This window comes from Streptomyces sp. NPDC017225, assembly GCF_044331465.1.
Classification (GTDB): domain Bacteria; phylum Actinomycetota; class Actinomycetes; order Streptomycetales; family Streptomycetaceae; genus Streptomyces.
This window is the reverse complement of record NZ_JBIRNE010000002.1, coordinates 329,849-342,083: the sequence shown is the minus strand read 5'-3', so window position 1 is coordinate 342,083 and position 12,235 is coordinate 329,849. Positions and strand designations below refer to the sequence as shown.

11 protein-coding genes and 1 pseudogene are annotated in these 12,235 nt (G+C 72.3%); 9 read left to right on the top strand and 3 right to left on the bottom strand.

Features of this window, described 5'->3' with window-relative positions; genetic code table 11:
* Nucleotide 1: 1 nt before the first annotated feature.
* Nucleotides 2–187, bottom strand: a complete 186-nt coding sequence (locus ACH4NX_RS05240; protein WP_351400141.1) for a hypothetical protein — start codon at nt 185–187, stop codon at nt 2–4.
* Between the two features lie 168 nt (nt 188–355).
* Between ACH4NX_RS05240 and ACH4NX_RS05235 the strand changes: the two genes are divergently transcribed.
* The 8 genes and pseudogenes from ACH4NX_RS05235 (at nt 356) to proP (ending at nt 9,842) form a co-directional block, all read left to right on the top strand.
* Complete coding sequence (locus tag ACH4NX_RS05235) at nt 356–1,537, top strand: spore photoproduct lyase family protein (protein ID WP_398126937.1); 1,182 nt, start codon at nt 356–358, stop codon at nt 1,535–1,537.
* A 134-nt stretch (nt 1,538–1,671) separates the two neighbouring features.
* A complete protein-coding gene (locus tag ACH4NX_RS05230) occupies nt 1,672–2,235 on the top strand; it encodes an MSMEG_1061 family FMN-dependent PPOX-type flavoprotein (protein WP_398126938.1) in 564 nt (187 codons plus the stop codon).
* 103 nt (nt 2,236–2,338) lie between these two features.
* Nucleotides 2,339–3,199 (top strand): ABC transporter ATP-binding protein, encoded by an 861-nt coding sequence (locus ACH4NX_RS05225; protein ID WP_398126939.1) that lies wholly within the window; start codon nt 2,339–2,341, stop codon nt 3,197–3,199.
* Nucleotides 3,196–4,179 carry an ABC transporter substrate-binding protein gene (locus ACH4NX_RS05220; protein ID WP_398126940.1) on the top strand — a complete coding sequence of 328 codons (984 nt, stop codon included), beginning with the start codon at nt 3,196–3,198 and terminating at the stop codon, nt 4,177–4,179. Before ACH4NX_RS05225 ends, ACH4NX_RS05220 begins: the two co-directional genes overlap by 4 nt.
* Nucleotides 4,180–4,186: 7 nt before the next feature.
* Complete coding sequence (locus ACH4NX_RS05215; RefSeq protein ID WP_351400147.1) at nt 4,187–6,256, top strand: iron ABC transporter permease; 2,070 nt, start codon at nt 4,187–4,189, stop codon at nt 6,254–6,256.
* 55 nt (nt 6,257–6,311) lie between these two features.
* Nucleotides 6,312–6,557: pseudogene (locus ACH4NX_RS05210) on the top strand (DNA polymerase III); the annotation flags it as partial.
* Between the two features lie 246 nt (nt 6,558–6,803).
* The gene (locus ACH4NX_RS05205) at nt 6,804–8,141 is read left to right on the top strand and encodes a lipase family protein (protein ID WP_351400148.1); all 1,338 of its coding nucleotides are present in this window, start codon (nt 6,804–6,806) and stop codon (nt 8,139–8,141) included.
* Between the two features lie 213 nt (nt 8,142–8,354).
* Nucleotides 8,355–9,842: a glycine betaine/L-proline transporter ProP gene (gene proP, locus ACH4NX_RS05200; RefSeq protein ID WP_351400177.1), complete on the top strand. Its 1,488-nt coding sequence runs from the start codon at nt 8,355–8,357 to the stop codon at nt 9,840–9,842.
* Here the strand turns inward: proP and ACH4NX_RS05195 are convergent.
* A complete protein-coding gene (locus ACH4NX_RS05195) occupies nt 9,806–10,747 on the bottom strand; it encodes a DMT family transporter (protein WP_398126941.1) in 942 nt (313 codons plus the stop codon). The two genes, proP and ACH4NX_RS05195, sit on opposite strands and share 37 nt — an antisense overlap.
* Nucleotides 10,748–10,970: 223 nt before the next feature.
* Here ACH4NX_RS05195 and ACH4NX_RS05190 point away from each other — a divergent pair, with 223 nt between their 5' ends.
* The gene (locus tag ACH4NX_RS05190) at nt 10,971–11,732 is read left to right on the top strand and encodes a hypothetical protein (RefSeq protein ID WP_351400150.1); all 762 of its coding nucleotides are present in this window, start codon (nt 10,971–10,973) and stop codon (nt 11,730–11,732) included.
* A gap of 9 nt (nt 11,733–11,741) precedes the next feature.
* Here ACH4NX_RS05190 and ACH4NX_RS05185 read toward each other — a convergent pair whose 3' ends face one another.
* The gene (locus ACH4NX_RS05185) at nt 11,742–12,233 is read right to left on the bottom strand and encodes an MSMEG_6728 family protein (RefSeq protein ID WP_351400151.1); all 492 of its coding nucleotides are present in this window, start codon (nt 12,231–12,233) and stop codon (nt 11,742–11,744) included.
* Nucleotides 12,234–12,235 lie beyond the last annotated feature (2 nt).

Here is a 12,235-nt window from a genome sequence, read left to right as displayed (position 1 = left end):
TTCAGCGGCGGCGTCCGCGCGTCGCCCAGCCGCTGCCGATCCCGGCGACGTGCAGGGCCAGCAGTGCCAGGCCGACAAGCATGACGTTGGTGGAGGTGAAGATGTCGTTGGTCGAGATCTCCGCCGCGTTGATCAGCCAGGCGATGAGGAACAGGACCGCCGCGATGATGGCGAGCACGGTGTACATCCCTTCGGATCGGGGGCACCGGAGCGGTGCCGTGTCACGCGTATGCCCCCGACGGGGTGCGTGACACGGCCGAAGGCACCGCGCGCTTCGTACAGTGGAGGGACGGGACCGTCCGCGGCACACCGAATCCGGGGCCGGTCCGCCCCGCCCCCTCGTACCGGAGCCCTCATGCACGACCCGTCCACCGCACCGGACGACGGCTCCGGCACGCTCTTCGGTCTCGACGCCCTGGCGCCCGGCCCGCCGGCCCCGCGGCCGGTCGCCGGACCACTCTTCCGGGACTCCCCCGCCGCCCGTCGTCTGCTGCCGGTGCGGGAGATCCACGCCGAGCCGGCGGCGGCCGCCTCCGAACGCGGCCGGCAGGTGATCGCCCGGTTCCCCGGGGCCCGCGTCGTCGAGGTCGACTCCCACTGGCGCATCCCCGGCCTGTACGGCAACGAGGGCAACGTCGATCGCTGGGTGCGCGTCAAGGGCGAGACGCTCGTCCTGGGTGAGCGCAAGACGCTGACCACCCGTCCCAACGGCCGGTCCGCGGACTGGATCGCCCCCGGCGCCTCCAACGGCTGCGCCATGGCCTGTGCCTACTGCTATGTGCCGCGTCGCAAGGGATACGCCAACCCGGTCACCGTCTTCACCAACACGGACCGGATCATCGCCCACCTCGGCCGGCACATCGCCCGGCAGGGGCCCAAGTCCGAGCCCAACCAGTGCGACCCAAAGGCCTGGGTCTACGACGTCGGCGAGAACGGCGACTGCTCGGTGGACGCCCTGATCTGCGACAACACCGCGGACCTGGTGCACGCCTTTCGCCAGTGGCCGACGGCCAAGGCCTCCTTCGCCACCAAGTTCGTCAACCCGGACCTGCTCGCCCTCGACCCGCGCGGCCGGACCCGGATCCGCTTCTCCGTGATGCCGCCGGAAGACTCCCGGCTGCTGGACGTGCGCACCTCCCCGGTCGCCGAGCGCATCGCCGCGGCCGGGGACTTCCTGGACGCCGGTTACGAAGTCCACTTCAACCTCTCCCCCGTGGTGGTGCGGCCGGGCTGGGAGGAGGCGTGGGCGGAGCTGCTGCGGCGCCTCGACGACGTCCTGCCGGACCGGGTCAAGCGGCAGGCCGCCGCCGAGGTGATCATGCTGACCCACAACCGGGACCTGCACGAGGTGAATCTGGGCTGGCACCCGCGCGCCGAGGAGGTGCTGTGGCGGCCGGAGCTCCAGCAGGCCAAGCGCTCGGAGAACGGCGCGCTGAACGTGCGCTACCGCAACGGCGTCAAGGCCGCGGCGGTCGAGCGGCTCCGTGCGCTCGTCGCCGCCCACGCACCCTGGCTGCGCATCCGGTACGCCTTCTGAGGCCGCGCACACCGCCCGGGCTCCGGGCCCCGTCGGGCACCGGGGAGGGCGAACCCAATGGCAGATAATGTGCCAGGTACGACCATCCGCCGGAAGCCCGCACTTCCGACACGCACATACCTGGGGAGCCGGCCTTGCCGCACACGATCGACGCGACCGGAGACCGGCCGGACGCCGTCACCGACGAGGGCTGGGTAGAGCTCGGCTCGCGCGCGGAACTGCGCGAACTGCTGGGCGAGCCCTGGCCCATCGTCATGGACAAGGTCCACGGCCGGCTCACGGACGAGGACCGGGACATCCTGGCCCGCTCCCCCTTCTGCCTGCTGGCCACCTCCGACGCGCGGGGCAACTGCGACGTCTCGCCGCGTGGCGACGCCCCGGGCTTCACCCACGTGCTCGGCCCCGGCACCGTCGCCCTGCCGGACCGGCCGGGGAACCGGCGGGGGGACAGCTTCCACAACATCCTGGACAATCCGCACGCCGGACTGCTCTATCTGATCCCCGGCGGCAAGGAGGTGCTGCGGATCAACGGCCGGGCCCGCCTCCTCACCGACGCCCCCTTCTTCGACGCGATGGCCCGGGACGGCCGCCGTCCGGACCTGGCGCTGCTGCTGGAGATCGACGAGATCTATCTTCACTGCCCGCAGTCCCTCAACCGGGCGGGACTGTGGAAATCGCAGCCTCAGAAGGTGAGTTGAGCGCGGCTGTCGCTCCCGGACGGCGGGGACGGGGCGGTCGCCCCGGGCGCCGTGTGAGCCCCGTCTCTACCAGCACTTTTTAGGTTAGGCTAACCTTCGCCACGTGAGATTCGGTGAAGACGCAGCCGGTACGCCGCGCCTGCGCGGTCATGAGCTGTCGGCGACGGGTGTGACCGTGTCGTACGACGGTGTCGATGTCGTGCACGGCGCCGCGGTCAGGCTCAGGCCCGGTGAAGTGACCGTCCTGGTGGGTCCGAACGGCAGCGGGAAGTCGACGCTGCTGCGGACCGTCGCCAGGCTGCAGCGTGCCCGTAGCGCCGCGCTGAGGATCGACGGGGACACCGACGGCCTGGCGCTGACGTCCCGTGAGTTCTCACGGTACGTCGCCCTGCTGACGCAGGGGCGCCCGACTCCGGGCGGGCTGACCGTGCGGGACGTCGTCGAGTTCGGCCGTTATCCGTACCGGGGCCGCTGGGGGCGGCCGGATCCGGACGGTCCGGCCGCCGTCGACCGGGCGCTCGCGCTCACCGGCGTCGACGCCCTCGCCGACCGCGGCGCCGACCACCTGTCCGGCGGGCAGTTGCAGCGGGTCTGGCTCGCGAGCTGCCTCGCCCAGGAGACCGGCGTACTGCTGCTGGACGAACCGACCACCTACCTCGACCTGCGCTACCAGGTCGAACTCCTCGACCTCATCCGCGATCTGGCGGACGTCCACGGGATCGCCGTCGGTGTCGTCCTGCACGACCTCGACCAGGCGGCGGCCGTCGCCGACCGGATCACGCTGCTCGAAGCGGGCCGGATCGTCGCCGACGGCCTGCCCGAGGACGTGCTGACACCGGAACGCCTCAGTGCCGTCTACGGCATCCGGATCGACGTCGACACCGACCCCCTGACCGGCCGGCTGCGCACCCGCCCGATCGGCCGCCACCACATACGAACCGAAAGGCTCGGCACCACCTCATGAGACGCCTCCTGCTCACCACGGCCACCACCGCCGCGGCGCTCACCCTTGCCGCCTGCGGCACCACCGAGCCCGCCGCCGACAAGTCCGAGAAGAAGGCGGCCTCGGAAGCCATCACCCTCAAGGACGGCAAGGGCACCGAGGTGAAGCTCGACGGCCCGGCCACCAAGGTCGTCGCCACCGAGTGGAACGCCGTCGAGAGCCTCGTCTCGCTGGGTGTCGACCCGGTCGGTGTCGCGGACGTCAAGGGCTACAAGACGTGGGACACCTCGGTCCCGCTGAAGAACGACCCCAAGGACATCGGCACGCGCGGCGAGCCGAGCATGGACACCGTCGCGTCCCTCGCCCCCGACCTCATCGTCGCCACCACGGACCTGCCGCCCGCCGCCGTGAAGCAGCTGCGCGAGGTCGCCCCGGTGCTGGAGGTCAAGTCCGCCGACGGCACCGACCAGATCGGGCAGATGCTCGACAACGTCGACCTCATCGCCAAGGCCACCGGCACCACGGACAAGGCGGAGACGATCCGCACGAACTTCGAGACGAAGGTCGCCGAGGGCAAGAAGGCCCTGGCCGACGCCGGGATGGCCGACAAGGAGATCGCCTTCGCCGACGGCTACGTGACCTCCAACCAGGTCTCGGTCCGCCCCTACACCGCGACCTCGCTGATCGGTGAGGTCAACGAGGCGATCGGTCTGAAGAACGCCTGGAAGGTGAAGGGCGACGAGGCCTACGGTCTCGGCTCCTCCGACGTCGAGGGCCTGACCGCCCTGCCGAAGGACACCCACTTCGCCTACATCGGCAACGACGAGGACCCGGCCGCGACCCCCTTCACCGGCGCGCTGGCGAAGAACTCGGTGTGGAAGTCCCTGCCGTTCGTGAAGGCCGGCGACGTGCACCGGCTGGACGACGGCATCTGGATGTTCGGTGGTCCCGGGTCGATGGAGGCGTACATCGACGCCGTCGTCGGCGCGCTGACGAAGTAGCGGGGTCATGGCCGTCACCGCAACCGAATCCGCCGCCCGTCCGTCGACGGCACCCACGTCCCGGTCGGGCGCGGCCGCGGTGACGGCCGGGCTCGTCCTGCTCGTCGCCGTCCTGGCCGTCGTCGACATCGCCCAGGGCACCGCCGCCGTCGGCCCTTCCGAGGTGTTCAAGGCCCTGACCGGGCGGGCCGACGCCGACGACGCGTCCGTCGTGATCGCGTCCCGGCTGCCCCGGATGACCGCCGGCCTCCTGGTCGGTGCCGCCCTCGGCATGGCCGGCGCCGCGCTCCAGGCGGTCAGCCGCAACGTGCTCGCCTCCCCCGACACCCTGGCGGTGAACGCCGGTTCCTACCTGGCGCTCGGACTGTTCGGCGTCACCGGCGTCTCCCTGCCGATGATCGCCTCCTCCGGGGTCGCCTTCGCCGGCGGTCTGGCGGCGGCGGCCGTCGTGCTGGGCCTGTCCGGCCTGGGCACGGGCACCGTCCGGCTGGTGCTCGCCGGCACCGCGCTGATGCTGGGTCTGACCTCCATGACGGAGGGGCTGCTCCTGCTCTTCCCCGAGCAGACGGACGGCCTCTACCAGTGGAACCAGGGCAGCATCGCCCAGAACGGTTTCGACGGCGTCCTGCAGATGCTGCCCGTCGCCGTCGTCGGGCTGGCCGGGCTGCTGCTGACGGCCCGCCGGGTGGACGCCCTCGCGCTCGGCGACGACGCCGCGCGCGGGCTGGGCGTCCCGGTCCGGGCCACCCGGGTCACGGTCGTCGTCCTGGCGGCGCTGCTGTCCGCCGCCGCGGTCACGCTCGCCGGGCCGATCGGCTTCGTCGGCCTGTGCGCGCCCGCCCTCGTCCGCCCGCTGGCCCGCCGCTTCCGCGGCTTCGTCCGCTCCGGTGCCTCCATGTCGGCGGCCGCGCTCACCGGCGCGGCCCTGGTGCTGGGTTCGGACGTGCTGCTGCGGACGTTCACCGACGACGACCTCTCGGTGGCGGTGCCCACGGGGGTCGTCACCAGCCTGGTCGGCGCCGTGTTCCTGGTCGTGATGGCGCTGCGGCTGAAGGACACGGCCAAGGCCGGCGCGCCGGACCGGCTGCGCATCCCGAGCCGGACGGTGTTCCTGGTCACCGTGGCCGTCCTGGTGGCCGTCCTGGTCGGCCTCGTGATCGCCGCCGTACTGGTGGGCGACAGCAAGCTGCTGCTCGGTGACGTCGTCAACTGGGCGCAGGGGCGGGCCGGACGGGCCGTCTCCTTCGTCCTGGACACGCGGGTGCCCCGGGTGCTCGCCGCGCTCTGCGCGGGCGCGGCGCTCGCCCTGTCCGGCACGCTGGTGCAGGCCGTGACCCGCAACCCGCTCGCGGAACCCGCCGTCCTGGGCGTCTCCGGCGGTGGCGCGCTGGGCGCAGTACTGCTGGTGACCACCGTGCCGTCCGCCGGAACGTGGGGGATCGCCGGGGCGGCGTTCGCGGGCTCCGCGGTCACCGCGGTGCTCGTCTTCGGGCTCGCCGCCCGGGGCGGTTTCCAGCAGAACCGGCTGGTCCTGGTCGGTATCGGCGTCGCCTCCGCGACGACGGCGCTGATCAGCCTGCTGATCGTGCTCACCGACCCGTTCAACGCGACGAAGGCGCTGACCTGGCTGTCCGGCTCCACCTACGGGCGGACCATGCCGGACGTCGTGCCGGTCGCGCTCGCGCTGATCGTCGGCATCGGTGTGGCCGTCGCCCGGCGCACCGAGCTGGACCTGGTCTCGCTGGACGAGGACACGCCGCGGCTGCTCGGCCTGCGCGTGGCGCGGGGACGCCTCGGGTTCCTGGTGCTGAGCGTCGTACTCAGCTCGGCGGCCGTGGCCTGTGCGGGCACCATCGCCTTCGTGGGGCTCGTCGCCCCGCACGCGGCCCGCGCTCTCGTGGGCCGGCGGCACGTACGGGTCGTGCCGGTCGCGATTCTCCTCGGCGCCACGCTCGTGTGCACGGCCGACCTGATCGGCCGCACGGTGATAGCCCCGGCCCAGCTCGGCGCGGGGCTCATGACGGCGGTCATCGGTACGCCGTACTTCCTGTACCTGCTGATCCGCAGCCGCCGATAGGCGCACCGGGCCGAAAGCCGGTGCCGGTGACCGTGCGCCCCCGTACGGTGCCGGGATGGACCGACGCGCCGCGGGCGGGGGCCACGACGGCCTGCTGAACGTCGTCGACCTGGAGGCCACCTGCTGGGACGGGCGACCGCCGCCCGGTGCGGTGAGCGAGATCATCGAGACCGGGCTCGCCGTGGTGGACCTCGACGCCCGGGAGCGGGTGGGCCGGCACCGCGTCCCGGTGCGGCCCGCCCGCTCCCGGGGCGGCGCGTTCCGCACCGAACCGACGGGCTTCACCCAGGCCGAGGCCGACCGGGTGACGTACCCCTTCGGCCGGCAGGCTCCGCCGATCACCGATGCCGCGTGGGGGACGCCCTGGTTCCCCGGCGTGCTCCTTGTGAGACAGCGTGTCAAGTTACTGAACCGTAATAAGCATGGCGCTACCCACGGTAACCCCTGTCCGGTTACGGTCCCGTAGCCCCACAGGAGCAGCGCGACCACGGCCCCGGCCCCACCGGACCGCGGACGACGATTCCGGCCCTTCCCCAGGAGGTTCGCCATGCCCGCACGCCCACGCACGCTCGCCGCGGCCGTCACGGTCGCTCTCGCCCTCGGCGCGCAGGCCGCCCCGGCCGCCGCGGCCACCGGCTCGGCCACCGGTTCGGCCACGGAGGTCTCGCGCGGCGTCGAGATACCCCCCTTCTACACTCCGCCGGCGACGCTGCCAGACGCCGACGGCGCGCTGGTCCGCAGCGAACCCCTGCGTCTCGCGCTGAGCCTGCCCAGTCTCGGTGGCCCCCTTCCGGGGCGGGCGACCCGGCTCATGTACAAGTCCACCGACGCGAACGGCGAACCGGTGGCCGTGACCGGCGCCTACATCGAGCCGACCGCGAAGTGGCGCGGCGACGGACCGCGGCCCCTGGTCGCCCTCGCGCCCGGCACCATGGGCCAGGGCGACCAGTGCGCCGCCTCGATGGCCCTGGAGCACCCGCTGACGCTCAACGGCGAGACGGTGTCGGTGGGATACGAGGACCTGTCGGTCTACCGGCTGCTGCTGCGCGGCGTCGCGGTCGTCGTCACCGACTACGTCGGCCTCGGCAGCACCGACCGGCTGCACACCTACGTCAACCGCGTCGACGGAGCCCACGCCGTACTGGACGCCGTACGCGCCGCGCGTTCCCTCGACTCGGCGTCGGTCACCCCGGACTCCCGGGTCGGCCTCTTCGGGTACAGCCAGGGCGGTGGGGCGACGGCCGCCGCGGCCGAACTCCAGCCGTCCTACGCCCCGGACGTCGAGCTGGCGGGCACCTACGCGGGCGCTCCGCCCGCCGACCTGACCGAGGTCACCGAGGCGATCGACGGCGGCGACCTGGCGGGCGCGCTGGGCTGGTCGCTCAACGGTTTCCTGCAGACCGAGCCGTCGCTGCGGCCCATCGCCGAGCGGTACATCAGCGCGGCCGGCGAGGAGGCGCTGAAGGACCTGTCGACCATGTGCGTCGGGGACGCGCTCTTCGGGTACGGAGGCGACAGCAGCACCGACTGGACGAAGACCGGTCAGTCGATCAGCGACGTCATCCGGGCCGAGCCGACACTGCGGGCCTTCCTCGACGAGCAGCGCATCGGCAAGCTGAAGCCCGGCAGCCCGGTCCGCGTGGCCACGGGCGTCAGCGACGACCTGGTCCCCCACGAGCAGTCCCGCCGGCTGGCCGTGGACTGGTGCCACAAGGGAGCGGAGGTCACCTACGACCCGGTCGTACTGCCGGGCGTCGGCAGCGGCCTGCTCAACCACTTCGCCCCGCTCCTCGCCGACCAGGGCAAGGCCATCTCCTGGCTGACCGACCGCCTCTCCGGGAAGCCGGCCGGCTCCAACTGCTGGAGCATGCCCGTACAGCCCTGAGCCGTACCGGAGGCAGGCGCGGTGCCCTCGGCGGACATCCGCCGAGGGCACCTGTGTGTCACCCGCGTGGACCCGGGCGGCGGCTCCGGCATGCGCCGGACGATCACTGCGGCACAGAATTCACTCAGGGGAATCGTGGTGCGGCGACAGAAAGGCGGCAGCGCGGTGAACGCGAAGCCTGACGGCGGGTCCGGGCCCCTGAGCCGGGTGAAGATGCCGAGTACGGTCGCGCACCTGCCGCGACAGGTGCGCGAGGAACTGACCCGCCGGCTCCGCCGCAACAAGCGCGCCTTCGGCGAGGACGACGTCCAGATCGTCGAGGGCCCGCTGCTCAAGCGCGCGGTCGGGGCCTCGGCGCTCGGCAACTGCATGGAGTGGTTCGACTTCGGCGTCTACAGCTACCTGGCCGCCACCATCGGCAAGGTGTTCTTCCCCGGGGCCTCCCCGACCGCCCAGGTCATCTCCTCCTTCGCCACCTTCGCCGCGGCCTTCGTCGTACGCCCGCTCGGCGGCCTCGTCTTCGGCCCGCTCGGTGACCGCGTCGGGCGGCAGAAGGTGCTCGCCACCACCATGATCCTGATGGCGATCGGCACCTTCTCCATCGGCCTCATCCCGAGCTACGCCACCATCGGCATCGCCGCCCCGGTCCTGCTGCTGCTCGCCCGCATGCTCCAGGGCTTCTCCACCGGGGGCGAGTACGGCGGCGCCACCACCTTCGTCGCCGAGTACTCACCCGACCGGCGGCGCGGGTTCCTCTCCAGTTGGCTCGACTTCGGCACCTTCGTCGGCTACGCGCTCGGCTCGGCGCTGGTCACCGTGCTGAACCTGGCGCTGACCGACGGCCAGATGCTCGACTGGGGCTGGCGCGTGCCGTTCCTGATCGCCGGTCCGCTGGGCCTCATCGGCCTGTACATGCGGCTCAAGCTGGAGGAGTCCCCCGCCTTCCAGCAGCAGCTCGACGAGCACGAGAAGAGCCTCGCCCAGGAGTCGGCGGGCAGCGAGTTCAGGACCATCATCCACAAGCACTGGCGTGCGCTGCTGATCTGCATGGGCCTGGTGCTGCTCTACAACGTCACCAACTACATGGTCACCGGCTATCTGCCCACGTACCAGACGGAGACCCTCGGCCGCTCCAGCGGCTTCGCCGACGTGCTGGTGCTGATCGGCATGGTGTGGATCGTGCTGCTGATCACCTTCCTCGGCCGGCTCAGCGACCATGTCGGCCGCCGCCCGCTGTACGCCGCCGGCGCCATCGCGATGATCGTCCTCGCCGTGCCGGCCTTCCTGCTGCTGAAGGCGGACGGCACCTGGGCGCCGGTCGCCGGGATCCTGCTCCTCGCCACCCTGCTGGCCTGCTTCGCCGCGCCGACCGCCGCCACCCTGCCCGCGCTGTTCCCGACCGCGGTGCGCTACGCGGCCATGGGCATCGGCTTCAACTTCGCCGTCGCCGCCTTCGGCGGCACCACGCCGCTGCTCACCGAGGCGCTGGTGAGCGTCACCGGCGACGACATGATGCCCGCCTACTACCTGATGGTGGCCGGGGCCATCGGTCTGGTGACCGTGCGGTTCCTGCCGGAGAGCGCCCAGGTGCCGCTGAACGGCTCGCAGCCCATGGTCGGTTCCCGGCAGGAGCAGGCGGAGCTCATCACCACCTCGAAGGACCTCTACAGCTTCTCCAAGGATCGCTCCGGGACCCGCTGACGCGTCCCGGGCGCACGGCCCCGGCGCGCGAACCACACCGACGCGGCGCCCGACCCCACGGCGACCCCGGCGCAGACCAGGGCGCTGCCCACGGCCTGCGGGGCGCCGTAGGAGCCGGCGCCGACGAGCGGGGCGGTGCAGGCGGCGGCGACCGGGATCAGACCGGAGAACAGGGTGGCGCGCTCGGCCCCGATCCGCTGCATGCCCATGTACCAGCACACGAACCCGATGACGGTGACCACCGCCGCCTGCCACAGCAGCGCGCCGGTCTCGACCGCGTCCGGCCGCGGCAGCCACCCGCCGCCGTCGACCAGCAGGCCGATCAGCGCCGACTCGGCCGCCGCGATCCCGCAGACCACCGTGGACAGCAGCCAGGGCCCCAGCGGGCGCAGTACGGGCACGGCGAGGACGGCGAATCCGACCTCGCCGAGCAGGGCGCACACGGAGAAGGCGATACCCGCGCCGTCGGTGCGCCCCCAGCCCTGGACCGTGAAGGCGCCCACGGCCACGAACAGCGATCCGTACAGCACGACGCGTTGTGGCCGGCGCCCCTCCAGGAGGGGAACGAGGACGGCGACGACCACGGGAGCGCAGCCCACGAAGACGCCGGGGACCGCCGGTTCCGCGGTGCGTTCCGCGAAGAGGACGGCCAGGTTGAAGCCGACCATGCCGACGGCCGCGAGGACCGCGAGGCGCATCCACCGGGCGGCACCGAGCGCGCGCAGCCGGGTCAGCGCGCCGGAGCCGGCGAGCGGGATGAGCAACAGGAAGGCCAGCCCGTAGCGCAGGAACTGACCGCCCGCGTACGGGTAGTCGCCGAGCAGGCTGTTGGCGGTGAAGGAGCCTCCGACAAGGACACAGGCGAGCGCGGCGAGCAAGGCCCCGCGCGTGGTGGTGGCGTTCATGCCCACGACACTAGGAAGCGCGGCGGCCCGTCACGGAGTCCACTTCGCGGGCGCCGTCGGGGACCAATCGGCGGCGACGGCCCTCACAAGGGCGTCACGGCTTCTCCCTCACGTGCATACGGGGGGAATCGGGGTAGTCGGAACGTCCCGGTGCCAACACATCGGGAAACCAAGGGATTTGACGGATCCGACGGTAATGGACCCACATGGGAAAGGACTTCCAGTGCGCACCAGCAAAGTGGCAACCGCCGTGGCGACCGCGAGCGTCTCGGTCGCCCTACTGGCCGGCTGCGGCGGCGATTCCGGTGCCGGCTCCGGCGACGACGGCAAGCCGTTCGAGGGGCAGAGCGCCGACGACATCGCCGCGAAGGCCGTCGAGGCCACCCGGCAGGCGAAGTCCATGCACGTGAAGGGCGACACACGTCTGGAGGGCGGCGGCAGTGTCACCATCGACGTCTCGGTCGACCAGGAGAAGAACTGCCAGGGCACCATCGGCACCGGCGAGGCCGAGGCGGACGTGCGGCACACCGACGCGACCCTCTATCTGCGCGGCGACGGGCAGTACTGGCAGGAGGCCCTGAAGCAGCAGCCCGACGAGGCGCGGCAGATGGCGCCGAAGCTGCGGGACAAGTGGGTGAGGATGCCGGCGAACGACGCCACGACCGCCGGTGTCTGCGACAAGCAGGGCTTCGTCGCCGCCATGGACGAGGACAAGTCCGAGCGCCGGGGCATGAAGCGCGGCTCCACGACGGAGGTGAACGGCGAGGACGCCCTGAAGCTGACCAAGGAGGCCCCGGGCGGCGAGACCCTCGCCCTGTACGTCGCCACGGAGGGCGAGCCGTACATCCTGAAGTCCACGTCCGAGGGCGGCAAGAACCCCGGCAGCGTCACGTTCAGCGAGTACGGCGAGCCGGTGGAGGCCGAACAGCCGCCGGCCGACCAGACGGTCGACCTGAAGGAACTCGCGGGCGAGCAGCGGGCCTGACCGTCCTCCCTAGAGGACGCCGCCTCCCGCCTCGCCGCTCTCCCGGTCCGAGGCCGGCCACACGTAGGGCAGGTCGTCCGGGACCCCGGGAAACAGCTCGGCGTACACCTCCGGCTCCTTGCGCACCAGCGCCGACCGATGGCTGCGGTGGAAGGCGTCGTCCCCGAGCCAGGGCGGCAGCTCCCCGGCGTGCGCCAGCTCCGGCTGGTCCCGCACCGGCTCACCCGGACGGCGCACGGCGAGTCCGGAGACGAGTGAGGCGGCGCAGCTGTCCTGGTGGCCCCGCTCGCGCCAGACCCGGCAGACCTCCAGGCCGTACCGGACGAGTGCCTCCTCGTAGCCCGTCCACATCCGCACCGCCGGATGCCGGCGCCAGCCGTAGCCGGGCACGGTCAGGCCGCGCAGCACCTGGAGCGCCTCGACCCGCTGTTTGCCCAGCCGACGGCGGTCCAGGGCCAGTGCCGACTCGCGGAAGCCGGGGTGGGGCAGGAAGGTCTGCATGC